General features: G+C 72.9%; 9 protein-coding genes. 5 read left to right on the top strand and 4 right to left on the bottom strand.

Annotation, left to right across the window (positions count from 1 at the left end; translation table 11 throughout):
- Window positions 1–598 precede the first annotated feature (598 nt).
- The 3 genes from ACWEFJ_RS22560 (at window position 599) to ACWEFJ_RS22570 (ending at window position 6,414) form a co-directional block, all read left to right on the top strand.
- Window positions 599–3,865, top strand: coding sequence for a GH92 family glycosyl hydrolase (locus ACWEFJ_RS22560; protein WP_449714929.1), 3,267 nt, complete (start codon window positions 599–601; stop codon window positions 3,863–3,865).
- Window positions 3,866–3,910: 45 nt separating this feature from the next.
- Window positions 3,911–4,765, top strand: a complete 855-nt coding sequence (locus ACWEFJ_RS22565; protein WP_378087071.1) for a TIGR03619 family F420-dependent LLM class oxidoreductase — start codon at window positions 3,911–3,913, stop codon at window positions 4,763–4,765.
- Window positions 4,766–4,863: 98 nt separating this feature from the next.
- Window positions 4,864–6,414: a S8 family peptidase gene (locus ACWEFJ_RS22570; RefSeq protein ID WP_449714930.1), complete on the top strand. Its 1,551-nt coding sequence runs from the start codon at window positions 4,864–4,866 to the stop codon at window positions 6,412–6,414.
- 73 nt (window positions 6,415–6,487) lie between these two features.
- Here the strand turns inward: ACWEFJ_RS22570 and ACWEFJ_RS22575 are convergent, their stop codons facing one another.
- On the bottom strand, window positions 6,488–8,347 hold the full coding sequence (locus tag ACWEFJ_RS22575; protein ID WP_378087067.1) for an ABC transporter ATP-binding protein: 1,860 nt from the start codon (window positions 8,345–8,347) through the stop codon (window positions 6,488–6,490).
- Entirely contained in the window at window positions 8,344–10,077 is a 1,734-nt protein-coding gene (locus ACWEFJ_RS22580) for an ABC transporter ATP-binding protein (protein WP_378087065.1), read from the bottom strand. The genes ACWEFJ_RS22575 and ACWEFJ_RS22580 overlap by 4 nt, the downstream gene beginning before the upstream one ends.
- Window positions 10,078–10,173: 96 nt before the next feature.
- Between ACWEFJ_RS22580 and ACWEFJ_RS22585 the strand changes: the two genes are divergently transcribed.
- Window positions 10,174–10,929 carry a TetR/AcrR family transcriptional regulator gene (locus ACWEFJ_RS22585; protein WP_449714931.1) on the top strand — a complete coding sequence of 252 codons (756 nt, stop codon included), beginning with the start codon at window positions 10,174–10,176 and terminating at the stop codon, window positions 10,927–10,929.
- Between the two features lie 9 nt (window positions 10,930–10,938).
- Here ACWEFJ_RS22585 and ACWEFJ_RS22590 read toward each other — a convergent pair whose 3' ends face one another.
- Together ACWEFJ_RS22590 and ACWEFJ_RS22595 are read right to left on the bottom strand one after the other, a co-directional pair.
- Window positions 10,939–11,820, bottom strand: coding sequence for a Vgb family protein (locus tag ACWEFJ_RS22590; RefSeq protein WP_449714932.1), 882 nt, complete (start codon window positions 11,818–11,820; stop codon window positions 10,939–10,941).
- Between the two features lie 6 nt (window positions 11,821–11,826).
- Entirely contained in the window at window positions 11,827–13,257 is a 1,431-nt protein-coding gene (locus tag ACWEFJ_RS22595) for a protein kinase domain-containing protein (RefSeq protein ID WP_378087059.1), read from the bottom strand.
- A 220-nt stretch (window positions 13,258–13,477) separates the two neighbouring features.
- On the opposite strand from ACWEFJ_RS22595, the gene ACWEFJ_RS22600 reads away from it, so the two are divergent.
- A complete protein-coding gene (locus ACWEFJ_RS22600; protein ID WP_449714933.1) occupies window positions 13,478–13,756 on the top strand; it encodes a hypothetical protein in 279 nt (92 codons plus the stop codon).
- Window position 13,757 lies beyond the last annotated feature (1 nt).

Here is a 13,757-nt window from a genome sequence, read left to right on the forward strand (position 1 = left end):
CTCCCGGCCCTACCGCACCTGACGCTGGAACGGCCCCCTTGACGCGTGCGGTAGCCCTTGTGGAGGTCGGCGGGATGACACGAAACCCGACCAACGACGCAACCGGGGCTTCACCACCCACCCCCGTCATCCTGCTGATCTGCCCGTCCGGCGAGGACGCTTTTAATCCGCTCTCCAATGGTCGAGGCACGGATCAGCAACCCGGACCGACTCGCGGGCCTGCTGCCCCCATAAAGCGTTGTCACCCCTGCAACGGACGGTCCTGGACTGCCTGTACACCCGGCACCACGACGGGCGGGTTCGGTATCTACGGGGGCATTCGCCGGGGAGAACGCGCCGTTCACCGAGCTGACCCGGCAGCGGGCCGCGAGCTACTGGAACTGCTACCACCGGTACCGGCACCCCGCGTTGTCCGACTACCCGGGCCGCCGCCTGGTGGCGGCCCTGGAGGCAGCCGCCCGCCGGTCGACCGGGGACGGCGTGCGCCACCTGACCGAATCGGGGCTGGACGAACGGGGGAGCGGTGCGCGAGAGTCGAGGCGGTGATCGGGCACGCGGATCACCTGACAACGTTGTCACCCAGAGAGGCTCCCTGCCGATGCCGCTCCGCCGAGGCACCACGCTCCTGCTGGCCGCCGCCCTGGCCCTGTCAAGCGCACCCACCGCCACCGCCGACCCCGCCGCCACCAAACCCGCCACCAAACCCGCCGCCGAACCTGCCTCACCCGAACCGGTGGACCCCACGACGCTGGTCAACCCCTTCGTCGGCACTCAGAACTTCGGCAACACCTTCCCCGGCGCGAGCATGCCGTTCGGCATGGTGCAGGTCAGCCCCGACACGGGCGGCCAGGGCGGGTACGACTACCTGCAGCAGGAGATCCACGGGTTCAGCCAGACGCACCTGTCCGGCGTCGGCTGCGGCGTGGCGGGGGAGTTGCCGGTGATGCCGACGACCGGCCCCGTGGACAACGTTGACACCGCCGGCTACCGGTCGCGCTACTCGCACGCCGACGAGGAGGCCCGCCCCGGCTACTACCGCGTTGGCCTGTCCCGGTACGGCGTGAACGCCGAGTTGACCGCCACCCCGAGGACCGGCTGGCAGCGTTACGCGTTCCCGGCCGGCGCGCAGGCGAACGTGCTGTTCAACACCGGCAAGGCCAACCAGCAGGTGCTCGACTCCGAGGTGCACGTCGTCGGCGACCGGACCGTCGAGGGCCGGATCAGGGCGGGGCGGTTCTGCGCCGGCCGCGACGAGCACACCGTGTACTTCACCGCCACGTTCGACCGTCCGTTCTCCGCCTTCGGCACGTGGCGCGGCACGACGCGGTCGCCGGGCGTGCCGGACGCGGCCGGCCAGGGCGGCAACGGCGCGTGGGTGACCTTCGACGCGACCGCCGACCGGGACGTGGTCCTCAAGGTCGGCCTGTCCTACACCGGCCTGGAGGGCGCGCGGAAGAACCTCGCGGCGGAGACCGGCGACTCCTACGACTTCGACGCCACGCGCGCCAAGGCGCACCAGGCGTGGGTGGAGCGGCTGAACGCGGTCCGGATCGACGGCGGCACGGCGGAACGGCGGACCGCGTTCTACACCGCGCTCTACCACTCGCTGCTGCACCCGAACCTGGCCGGCGACGTGGACGGCCGCTACCTGGGCTTCGACGGCCTCCCGCACACCGCGCGGGACTTCACGCCGTACCAGAACCTGTCGCTGTGGGACACCTACCGACCGCAGAACCAGCTCCTCGAACTGCTGGAACCGCAGGTGGCGCGGGACGTGGCGCTCTCGGTGGTGGCGAGCGGCCGGGACGGGGGGTGGCTGCCGCGCTGGGCGCTGGCCAACAGCGAGACCAACATCATGACCGGCGACCCGGTGACGCCGTTCCTGGTGGAGGCGTGGTCGAAGGGCCTGCTCGCGGGCCACGAGGAGGAGGCGTACGAGCTGCTCAGGCGCAACGCCACCACCGTCCCTCCCGCGGACTCGCCGTACAACGGGCGGTCCGGTGTGGAGCACTACCTCGACCGCGGCTACATCCCGTCCGGTTTGGAGCTGGGCGTGGACTGCGCGCACAAGGGCGGCGACAACGACTGCGTGCACCCGGCGTCGGCGACGCTGGAGTACGCGGCGGCGGACGCGGCGCTCGCGCTCATGGCGGCGGGCCTGGGCAAGCGAGACGACGCGCGCGTGTTCGCCGAACGCGGGCAGTGGTACCGCAACCTGTGGGACGCCTCGACCGGCCACTTCCGCCCCCGCACGGTCGACGGCACGTGGGTGACGCCGTACGACCCGGTGGCGGCGGGCCACCAGTTCCACGAGGGCGGCGCGTTCCAGTACCAGTGGCTGGTACCGCAGGACCCGAACGGACTGGTGCGGTTGATGGGCGGGCGGCAGGCGGCCGAGCGGCGGCTGGACGCGTTCTTCGCCTACGACGAGCTGCTCGCCGACCCGGCCCGCACCGTGCGCGAGGACTGGATCACCCAGCCCTACGACTACTACGGCAAGCCCACCTACAACCCGAACAACGAACCGGACCTGCTCGCGCCGTACTTCTACCTGTCCACGGGCACGCCCGCGAAGACGGCGACCGTGGTGCGCGCGGCGATGACGTTGTTCACCACCGGCCCGGACGGCATGACCGGCAACGACGACCTGGGCACGATGTCGGCCTGGTACGTGTTCTCGTCGCTCGGCCTGTACCCGACCATGAGCGGCGGCGACTTCCTGGCGCTGTCCAGCCCGCAGTTCCCCGGCGCGACCGTCCGGACGGGACGCGCCACGCTGACCATCACCGCGCCCGGCGCGAGCGACGCCAACCGGTACGTGCAGCGGGTCGCGTTCAACGGCCGGGACGTGCGCAAGACGTGGCTGGACTGGGACACCGTCGTCGGCGGCGGCACGCTGGCGCACGAACTCGGCGCCACGCCGTCGTCATGGGGCACCGGGCCGGGCGCGGAGCCGCCGTCGGTCAACCGCGCGCAGGCCGACGCCCGGCGGCACGTCGACGCGTCGTTGCGGCAGTCCACGGCGGTCGTGCCGACGGCGGACGCGCCGCAGACCGTGGCGCTGACCCTGGACGTGCTCGCCCAGGCGCCGGGCGCGGTGCCCGTCGACGTGTCGGTGACCGCGCCGGCCGGCTGGTCGGCCACGACGACGCGGCACTTCGTGATCCACTCCGGCCGGTTGCCGACCGAGCGCACGGAACAGGTGGTGGTGACCGTGCCCGCCGGCACGCCGATCGGCCGCTACCCGGTCCGGGTCGCGGTGAGCGGGCCCGACACCGTCGTGCGCGAGGCCGTGGTGGAGCTGCGGCGCGCGGCCACGTGCGCGGTGGCCGGGGAGCAGTGCGCCGTGGACCTCGCCGGCGAGTACAACCACGACGGCACGGCCACGGTCGCGGCGTCCGACCAGGGCGACTTCGACGGCCAGGGCTGGAGCTACGACGCCGCGCTGCTGCCCGCCGCGGGTCCCGCGGTGCTCGGCGGCGTGACCTACCAGGCGCCGGACGCGACCGGGACCGCGCCGAACTTCGTGGAGGCGCGCGGCCAGGCCCTGCTGCTGCCCGCCGGGCAGCACGCCGCGCTGCGGCTCGTGGCGGCGTCGCACAACGGCCCGGTGACGGCCGGCGTGACGATCCGGTACGCCGACGGCAGCACCGCCGAGGCGTCGGTGGCGGTGGGGGACTGGGCGGGTTCGGGCGGCACGGTGCTGCTGGAGATGCCGCACCGCATCAAGCGCGGTCAGGGCGTGGACGGCCCGCCGGTGCGCCTGTTCGGCGTCTCCGTGCCGCTCGACCCGGCCAAGGCGGTGCACTCGATCACCCTGCCCGACGACCCGAGGGTGGAGGTGTACGCGATCACCCTGGTCTGACGCGCCTTGCCTTGACGTCCGCGTCACCACCTACGGTCGGGGTCCATGGAGTTCGCCGTCAGCTACAGCACGCCCCACTTCGGCGTGGACCCCGACCGGATGGTGGCCTACGCCCGGCACGCGGAGGCGTGCGGGTTCGAGGCGGTCTACCTGCCCGAGCACATCGCCGTGTACCCGGGGGCGACCGTCGGCGCGCACCCGATCCCGCCCGCCCTGCCCTACGCGGACCCCGTGGACTGCCTGAGCTTCATCGCCGCGGCGACCGAGCGGATCCTGCTGGGCACGGGCGTGCTGCTGGTGCCCTACCACCACCCGGTGGTGCTGGCGAAACGCCTGGCGACGGTCGACGTGCTGTCGAAGGGCCGGATGCGGCTGCTGACCGTGGGGCTGGGGACGTTGCCGGGCGAGGCGAGCGCGGTCGGGGTGGACTTCGCCACCCGCGGTCGCCGCGCCGACGAGGCGATCGACGTGCTGCGGCTGCTGTGGGAGGGCGGCGAGGAGGGCGTGAGCTTCGACGGCGAGTTCTTCTCGTTCGAGGACTTGTGCAGCTTCCCCAAGCCGCACGGGGTGGCGCGCCTGCCGATCCACGTCGGCGGGTCGAGCCGGGCCGCCGCGCGCCGGGCCGGGCGCCGTGGCGACGGGTACTTCCCCGGCGGGATGCCGACGCCCGACGAGCGCGCGGCCCGGTGGGACCTCGCGCGGGCGACCGCCGCCGAGGCCGGCCGTGACCCGGACGCCCTGGAGCACACCCGCTGGGGCTCGATCGACCTGGGCCCGGACCAGGTGGCGGGGCTCGCCGAGCAGGGCGTGACGCGGGTCGTGGTGAGCGCCACCAGCCCGGACCCGGCCGAGCAGCGCGACCAGCTCTCGGCGTTCGCCGAGCGGTTCGGGCTGGGGTAGGGGTCCGCGCGACCTTCGGGCTCCCGCACCGGCCTCGTCGCGAAGCGCTCACGGCGTGTCACGCTCGGTGGTCGGATCTCAACCCTGCGGAGGTTTCGATGAAGCGCACAACCGTTGTGGTGAACGGGGTGTTGGGCGCCTTGGCGCTCACCGCCGGCCTCCTGGTCGGCGCGCCGCCGGCGGGCGCGGCCGAAGGCGACGTCAAGCTCGCCGCGCCCGGCACGGCCGTGCCGGGGCACTACCTGGTGGTGCTCAAGGACGATGTGGCCGTCCAGGCCGCCGACCTCACCGCGAAGCACGGCGGCACGGTCACGGCCACGTGGCGGCACGCGTTACGCGGCTTCGCCGTCCGCGCCGATGAGAAGGAGGCCAGGAGACTCGCCGCCGACCCGGCGGTGCGGTCGGTCAGCCAGGACGGCCTGGTCCAGGCGGTCGACACCCAGCCGAACCCGCCGTCGTGGGGCCTGGACCGGATCGACCAGCGCGACCTGCCGCTGAACGCGTCCTACGGCTACGACACGACCGCGGCCACCGTGCGCGCGTACATCCTCGACACCGGCATCCGCACCACGCACGCGACGTTCGGCGGCCGGGCGTCCTGGGGTTACGACGCGGTGGACGGCACCAACACCGACTGCAACGGCCACGGCACGCACGTGGCGGGCACGGTCGGCGGCAGCCAGTACGGCGTGGCCAAGGAGGTGCGGCTCGTCGCCGTCCGCGTGCTCAACTGCGCGGGCTCCGGCACGTTCGCCCAGGTGATCAGCGGCGTCGAGTGGGTGACCGCGAACGCCGTGAAGCCGGCGGTGGCGAACATGAGCCTCGGCGCGCCCGCGTCCGCGGCCACCGCGCCGCTGGAGACGGCCGTGCGCAACTCCATCGCCTCCGGCGTCACCTACGCCCTGGCGGCGGGCAACTCCAACACCGACGCGTGCGGCTTCAGCCCCGCGCTGGTGGGCGAGGCGATCACGGTCAACGCCTCCACGATCACCGACGCGCGGGCCTCGTTCAGCAACTACGGCACGTGCAGCGACCTGTTCGCGCCCGGTCAGGACATCACGTCGGCGTGGCACACCGGCGACGCCGCCACCAACACCATCAGCGGCACGTCGATGGCCGCGCCGCACGTCGCGGGCGCGGCGGCGCTGTACCTGGCGACCCACCCCGGTGACGCGCCGGCGACCGTGCAGGCCGCGCTGGTCAACGCCGCCACGCCCAACAAGATCACCAACCCGGGCGCGGGCTCGCCCAACCGCCTGCTCTACACCGGCGCGACGACCGGTGGCCCGTCGACCGTCACCGCGGTCCGCTACCTCGGCGGCCGCGACCACCTCACGTCGGTCACCGGCGCGCCGTCCGGCTACGTGGTCGAGAGCGCCCTGGGCCGGCTGCTGACCAGCCAGGCGCCCGGCACCCACGCGCTGTACCGCTGCGTGACCGGGGGCTGGGACAACTTCACGTCCTACGACGTCAACTGCGAGGGCCGGACCCGCGTCGGCCTGCTCGGCTACGCCCACGACGGCGCGGTCGCGGGCAGCCACCCGATCTACCGGTGCGTGGTGCGGGCCAACGGCGACCACATGGAGTCGTTCGACCCGAACTGCGAGGGCCAGATCACCGAGGGCAGCCTCGGCTACTTCCTCGACTGAGCCGGTCCGGCGGTGGCCCGGACACCCCGGGCCACCGCCTTCACCGCGTCGGACCGCCGCGTCGACCGGCGCGTCAGACCGCCGCGGCGAACTGGGCCGCGTACAGCCGGTGGTACGCCCCGCCGGCGGCCATCAGCTCGTCGTGGCTGCCCTGCTCCACGATCCGCCCGGCCTCCATCACCAGGATCACGTCGGCGTCCCGGATCGTCGACAGCCGGTGGGCGATGACGAAGCTCGTCCGCGACGAGCGCAGGGCCGCCATGGCGTGCTGCACCAACGACTCCGTGCGGGTGTCCACCGAGCTGGTCGCCTCGTCCAGGATCAGCAGCGACGGGTTGGCCAGGAACGCCCGCGCGATGGTGAGCAACTGCTTCTCGCCGGCGCTGACGTTCGTCGCCTCCTCGTTGATGACGGTGTCGTACCCGTCCGGGAGGGTCCGCACGAACCGGTCCACGTAGGTGGCCTTCGCCGCGGCGACGATCTCCTCCTCGGTGGCCGAGGAGTTGCCGTAGGCGATGTTGTCGCGGATCGTGCCGCCGAACAGCCAGGTGTCCTGGAGCACCATGCCGGTCTGCGAGCGCAGGTCCTCCCGCTTCAGCGCGGTGATGTCCACCCCGTCCAGCGTGATGCGGCCCGCGTCCAGCTCGTAGAACCGCATGATGAGGTTGACCAGCGTGGTCTTGCCCGCGCCGGTCGGCCCGACGATCGCCACCGTCTGACCGGGTTCGGCCACCAGCGACAGGTCCTCGATCAGCGGCTGCTCGGGCCGGTAGGAGAAGCTGACGTGCTCGAACTCCACCCGGCCGCGGCGCTGCGCGGGCAGCGTCGCCTCCGCCGGGTCCGGCTCCTGCTCCTCGGCGTCGAGCAGCTCGAACACCCGCTCGGCCGACGCCACGCCCGACTGCATGAGGTTCGCCATCGACGCCACCTGGGTCAGCGGCTGGGTGAACTGGCGGGAGTACTGGATGAACGCCTGCACCTCGCCCAGCGTCATCGCGCCGGAGGTGATGCGCAGCCCGCCCACCACCGCGACCGCGACGTAGCTGACGTTGGACAGGAACATCATCATCGGCATGATCAGGCCGGAGACGAACTGCGCGCCCATCGCCGAGCCGAGCAGTTCGTCGTTGCGGCGCTTGAACTCCTCCTCCGACTCGCGCTGCCGGCCGAAGACCTTCACCAGCTGGTGGCCGGTGAACGCCTCCTCGATGTGGGCGTTCAACGCGCCGGTGTGCTTCCACTGCGCCACGAACAACGCCTGCGACCGCTTGCGGATCCGTCCCGTCGCCACCACCGAGATCGGGATGAGCAGCAGCGCGATCAGGGTCAGCAGCGGCGAGATCGTCAGCATCATCACCAGCACGCCGATGACCGTGAGCAGCGAGGTGAGCAACTGGCTCAGGGTCTGCTGCAACGTCGTGGAGACGTTGTCGATGTCGTTGGTGACGCGGGACAGCAGCTCGCCGCGCGGTTGGCCGTCGAAGTAGCGCAGCGGCAGCCGGTGGATCTTGTCCTCGACGTCGGCGCGCAGCCGGAACACGAACCGCTGCACCACGTTGTTGAGCACGCGGCCCTGCCACCAGCCGAACAGCGACGAGGTGAGGTACAGGGCCATCACCCACAGCAGGACGCTGCCCAGCGCGGCGAAGTCGATGCCCGCGCCGGGCGTGCCGCGCAGCCGGCCCAGGACGCCCTCGAAGATGATGTCGGTGGCGTGGCCCAGGATCTTCGGGCCGGCCACCGCGAACGCCACGCTGATCACGCCCAGCGCGATGACGACGAGCAGGGCCGACCGGTCGGTCCGCATCCGCTGGACGAGCCGGCGCGCCGAGGGGCCGAAGTTCTCCGCCTTGCCCATCGGCATGCCCATGCCGGGCATGCCGCCGCCCATCCGGGGCGGGGGAGCGGATCTGGAGGTCGTGGGTGCAGTCATGCCGCTTGCTCCGAGGTCAGCTGGGACTCCACGATCTCCACGTAGGTGGGGCAGGAGTCGAGCAGTTCGTGGTGGGTGCCGATGCCGACGACCTTGCCGTCGTCGAGCACCACGATCCGGTCGGCGTCGAGGATCGTGGAGACGCGCTGCGCCACGACGATCACCACCGCGTCCCGGGTGTGGGGCGCGAGCGCGGCGCGCAGCCGGGCGTCGGTGGCGAGGTCGAGCGCGGAGAACGCGTCGTCGAACAGGTAGATGTCGGGTTTGCGCACCAACGCCCGCGCGATCGACAGCCGCTGCCGCTGGCCGCCCGAGACGTTCGTGCCGCCCTGGGCGATCGCCGCGTCCAGCCCGCCCGGCATGTCGGCCACGAAGTCGCGTGCCTGCGCGATCTCCAGCGCCTCCCACAGCTCCTCGTCGGTGGCGTCGGGGTTGCCGTAGCGGAGGTTGGACGCGACCGTGCCGGTGAACAGGTACGGCCGCTGCGGCACCAGGCCGATGCGCGCGCACAGGGCGTCGGTGTCGATGCCGCGGACGTCCTCGCCGTTGACGAACACCCCGCCGCCGGTCACGTCGATCAGCCTGGGCACGAGGTTGAGCAGGGTGGTCTTGCCCGTGCCGGTGCTGCCGATGATCGCCGTGCGCTGCCCGGGCTCGGCCCGGAAGCTGATGTCGCGCAGCACGGGCTCGTCCGCGCCGGGGTAGCGGAACTCGGCGTCGCGGAACTCCACCGAGGGCCGGCGGGGCAGCTCCGACAGCGGCGCGGTCGGCGGCAGGACCGACGACTCGGTGTCGAGCACCTCGTTGATCCGCTCGGCGCTCACGGCGGCGCGCGGGACCATCATGGAGATGAAGGTCGCCATCATCACCGCCATGAGGATCTGCATGAGGTAGCTCAGGAACGCGGTCAGCGCGCCGATCTGCATCTCGCCGGAGTCGACGCGGAACGCGCCGAACCACAGCACGGCCACGCTGGAGGCGTTGAGCAGCAGCATCACCACCGGGAAGATCAGCGCCTGGAGCCTGCCCACGCGCAGCGCGGTGTCCGTCAGCGCGCCGTTGACCTCGGCGAACCGGCGGGTCTCCGCGCGTTCCCGGACGAACGCCCGCACCACGCGGATGCCGGAGAGCTGCTCGCGCAGCACCCGGTTGACCCCGTCGATGCGCTCCTGCATCAGCCGGAACTGCGGCACCATCCGGACGACGATCAGGCCCACCGCGATCGCCAGCGCCGGCACGCACACCACGAGCAGCCAGGACAGGCCGACGTCCTCGCGCAGCGCCATCACGATGCCCGCCACGCACATGATCGGCGCGTTGATCAGCATCGTGCAGCCCATGACCACCAGCAGTTGCACCTGCTGCACGTCGTTGGTGGTGCGGGTGATCAGGGACGACGGGCCGAGCGTGGCCACCTCGCGGGCGGAGAACGCGCCGACGCGGTGGAAGACGGCCGCGCGGACGTCGCGGCCGAAGCTCATCGCGACCCGGGCGCTGTAGTAGACCGCGCCCACGGACGCGAGGATCTGGACGACCGACACCCCGACCATCCAGCCGCCCGTGGACAGGATGTAGCCGGTGTCGCCGGTGGCGATGCCGAAGTCGATGATGTCGGCGTTGAGGCTCGGCAGGTACAGCGAGGCGACGGTGCCGACGAGTTGGAGCGCGAGCACTACCGCCAGCTCACGTCTGTACGGGCGCAGGTGGGTGCGCAACAAGCGGCTCAGCAACGGTGTTCCCCCATAAGAAACGGATCGTGTCTACCATGAAGGTAGACCGACGCGATAAGAAACGCAAAGTATCTAAAGGCGGGGTAAAGGGGCAGGGTGGCAGGGACGAAGTCACGCCGGCGCGGCGCGGAGCTGGAACAGGCCATCCTGGACGCGGCCTGGGACGAGCTGCGCGAGGTCGGCTACGCCCGGCTCACCATGGACGCGGTGGCGGCGCGGGCGGGGACGAGCAAACCGGTGATCTACCGCCGCTGGGGCGGCCGGGCGGAGCTGGTGCTGGCCGCGTGGTTCCGCAAGGTGCCGGTGGAGCGGGAGGTGCCCGACACCGGCAGCCTGCGCGACGACCTGCGCGCCCTGTTCGCCACCATCGCCCGCCGGGCCGACTCGATGATGAACGAGATGGTCGCGGGGGTGATGGGGGAGGCGTTCCGGCACCCGGAGGTCGCCGCGCTGCTGGCCGAGCGGCTGGCCCACCCGTCGCCGCTGACCGAGGCGGTCGAGGCGATCGTGGACCGGGCGGCCGCCCGGTCCGAGCTGCCGCCGGTGGATGTGCCGCTGCGGGTGAAGCGCCTGCCGCTCGACCTGGTGCGCTCGGAGTCCCTGACCAACTGCGGCGCGCCGTTGACCGAGGAGGCCGTGGCGTCCCTGGTGGACGAGGTCTACGTGCCGCTGCTGTACGGCCTCGCCGTCGGGCCGGTCGAGACCGACTCGGACGACTCGGGGCCGAACGACGTGCGCCGGAACGAGGTGCGCCCGAATGACGTGCGGCGGAACGACGTGCGCCCGAACGACGTCAAGGCGGACGACGTGCGCCCGAACGGGGTGCGGCGGAACGACGTCGGCGCGGCCTGAGCCCGCGCCTCAGCGGCGGGCGACGCGGGCCAGCGCGCCGGTTTCCAGGGCGATCCACACCGCGCCGTCGGGTCCGACCGCGATGCCGTGCGGCTCCGCGTGGTCTTCGGGCAGCGCGTGCGACTCGACCGCGCCGTCGGCGGTGACCACGCCGACGCGGTTGGCCCCCCACTCGGTGAACCAGTGGTCGCCGCGGTCGTCGGTGACGATGGCGTGCGGCCGGGAGGCGCGGTCGGGCAGCGGGAACTCGGTCACGTGCCCGTCGGTGGTGATGCGGCCGACCTGGCCGGCCGCGATCTCGACGAACCAGAGCGCGTCGGCGTCGGCGCAGATCCCGACCGGCCCCGCGGCCTCGGTGGGCAGCGGGTGGACGGTGACCTCGCCGTGGCCGTCGATCCGGCCGATCGCGTTGGCCTGGTTGAGCGTGAACCACATCGCGCCGTCCGGCCCGGCGGTGATGGCGGACGGGAACGCGCCCGTCAGCGGCAGCGGGAACTCGGTGACGTCACCGGCGGTGGTGATCCGGCCGATGCGGTCGGCGTTGATCTCGGTGAACCACAGCGCGCCGTCGTGGCCGGCGGCCAGCCCGTAGGGGCCGCACCCGGGCGTCGGCGGCGTGAACCCGGTGACCTCGCCGCCGGTGGTGATGCGGCCGATCCGGTGCGCCCGGTGCTCGGTGTACCAGAGCGCGCCGTCCGGGCCCGCCACGATGACCGTCGGGCCGCTGCCGGGGTCGAGCCGGTGGCTCGTGGGCTGTTCGCCCGGCACGAGCCTGCCGATCCGGCCGCTGCCGACCAGGGTGTACCAGAGCGCGCCGTCCGGGCCGGTGGTGATCCCGTAGGGGCCGCTGTCGCGGTCGGCGACGACGTGGGTCTCGATGTCGGGCGACATGGTCTCTCATCCGTGCGAGGTGCAGTCGAGGTCCGGGTCGGGCACGCCGGAGCCGTTCGCGGTGAAGCCGAACGTGGTCGTGCCGCCGACCTCCAGCCGTGCGTTGTGACCGGCGTTGATCACGGTAACCGAGTCGTCGTCCACGGTGGGGATGCCGTTCCACAGGTTGCTGATCGAGTGACCCTCCGGCCGGGGCCAGGTCACGGTCCAGCCGGTCAGGACGCGCCCGCTGGTGTTGTGCACGGTCACCTCGGCCTGGTAGCCGCCCGGCCAGGACCTGGTGAACGCGAACCTCGCGGTGCACGTGCCCGCTGCGGCGGCGGCACTGGTCGTGGTGGCCGCGATCGTGGTCGTCGTCGTGGTGGGCGCGGTGGTGTGGGTGGTGGTGTTCTCGGTGGTCGTGACGCCGGTCGTGGTCGTCCCGGACGCGGTGACGCTCACCGTGACCGTGCTCGTCGTGGTGGCCGGCTCGGCGTTGCCGGCCGGGTCGCGGCGGGCCAGCGCGTCGCCGATCACGACGCCGCCCGCGACCAGCACGACCGCGCCCGCGAGCAGGGCGATCCTGCGCCACGGCACGCGGCGCTGCGCGGGCAGCGGCCGGGTGTCGTCGGGCCGGGGCGCGCCCGGCAGCGGCCGCCCCTCCACCACCGCGCCGAGCAGTTCGTGGAACTCGGCCATGGTCGGCCGTTCGGCCGGGTCGCGCCGCAGGACGGTCATCAGCGCGTCGCCCAGCGGTCCGGGGAACCGCATCGGCGCCACGTCGCCCTCCGACACGCGCCGCAGCAGCGCGAAGGGGTTCTCGGCCGTCCCGGACGGCGGGTGGCCCTCCAGCGCCGCGTACAGGGTCGCGCCCAGGGAGTACACGTCGGAGGCGAACACCGCATCCTGCCCCGCCGCCACCTCGGGCGCGAGGAACGCGGGGGTGCCGACGACGATCCGGGCGTCGGTGACGGTGTTCTCGCCGATGGCCCGCGCGATGCCGAAGTCGGCGATCTTGGCGGTGCCGTCCTCGGCGAGCAGGACGTTGAACGTGGTGACGTCGCGGTGCACGATCCCGGCCGCGTGCGCCGCGGCCAGCGCCGACGCCACCTGCCAGCCGACGCCCGCCACCAGCTCCGCGGGCAGCGGACCGCGCTCGTCGACCAGCTCGGCCAGCGTCCGGGACGGCAGGTACTCCATCACCAGGCACGGCTTGCCGTCGTGCTCCACGACGTCGTGCACGGTGACCGCGTGCGGGTGTCGCAGGCGGGCCGCCACCCGCCCCTCCCGCACGATGCGCTCGACCGCGGCCGGCGAGCCACCGGTGCCGAGGAGCTTGACCGCGACCGCGCGCCCGAGCCGCTCGTCCCGCGCCCGCCAGACGACCCCGGCGGCGCCGCGGCCGACCAACTCGACCAGTCGGTACCGACCGGCGATGACCTCGTCCCGTTCCGCCACAGCGTGAAGTTACTTCGCCGCCCGACCGCGCGGCCACCTCCACCCCACCGGGCCCGGTCCTCGGCGGCGCGTCGAGCGGCACCGACACCCCGTGCGACCTGCGCGTCCCCGCAGGGCGGCGGTGCGGGCGGTTCGTGCTGCCCGAACGGGCGGTAACGCGTCCGGCGTAACGAGGGATAGACCGAACAGAGGTGCACGCGTACGGAGGTAGCCTGCCGGGATGGAGCCGAGGCGAGCCGTGGTGGCGCCGGAGCTGGAGCGCTGGCGCCGGGCCGCCGGGCCGGACGACCGCCGCAGCGCGATCGTGCGGCCACGCCCCGGCACGGACCCGGAGCACGCCGCGGACCGGCTCGCCGCGATCGGCATGGAGGTCGTCAGCGCCGGTTGGGGCTCCGTGATCGGCAACGTCACGCCCGAGGTGCTGCGCCTGATCGGTCTCGAGACCTGGGTGCTGGCCGTGGAGGGACCCCGGACGCTCAGGTCGCTGCACGGCGGCTGAA

Source organism: Actinosynnema sp. NPDC004786, from assembly GCF_053601135.1.